At 57.0% G+C, this 630-nt stretch carries 1 protein-coding gene; it reads right to left on the reverse strand.

Translation table 11 applies throughout. The features are described from left to right. Positions 1–264 (reverse strand): hypothetical protein (locus L692_RS33575; RefSeq protein ID WP_232238811.1); only part of this gene is annotated, 264 nt, incomplete at its 3' end. Positions 265–630 lie beyond the last annotated feature (366 nt).

The following is a 630-nucleotide window of genomic DNA, read 5'->3' on the forward strand; positions in this document are numbered from 1 at the left end:
TGTAGGGCATGACTCCGGATTTAGGGGGCTTAGCCGCAAGTATAGTAATTCCTGATGTTCCTGACCTAATGAATTGGGACGTCTTTCGCCAAAACCTGAAATTGTGCATCTTTTGGCCGCGTGAGAACGTCTGTTGTATTCCAAACCGACGATAATGCAGGTTTTTTCCCGCTCATCCTCAACTTGAATCGGCACAGTCTCAAATGCCTGTATGGCAGCAGGAATTTCCTTATGAACAAGCATTTTGGGTAAAAAAAGCTGCACTAGAGCTGTTCTGCAAGGCGCTGAACCAAGAACGCAGTCCGCCTGATCCCGTCCATGGTATGGAGCGCTTGCCCCGGCTCCTGACCCGGCCCCAGCGAAGGGATTGGCGAACAGAACAACAGAAGCCAGCAGATCCCGAAGTAACCGGGAGACCTGCTGGCTTCTTGATTGTGCGGCGGGACTGCCCGCATACTTATAGCACCGCTTACCGGGCATACCGCTCGCGCAGCATCTTCGCCGCCTCCACCACTCCTGGATCGCCGTATCCCAGGCGGTAGCCGGTCTCCGCCTCCAGCTCGGAGGCCCTCACCAGCTCCGTGCCCCGGGCGGCAACAGCCTGCCGGATGCCGCTCGCGAACACGGCCG

It is taken from the genome of Paenibacillus forsythiae T98 (assembly GCF_000520735.1).
GTDB classification, from domain to species: Bacteria; Bacillota; Bacilli; order Paenibacillales; family Paenibacillaceae; genus Paenibacillus_AQ; species Paenibacillus_AQ forsythiae.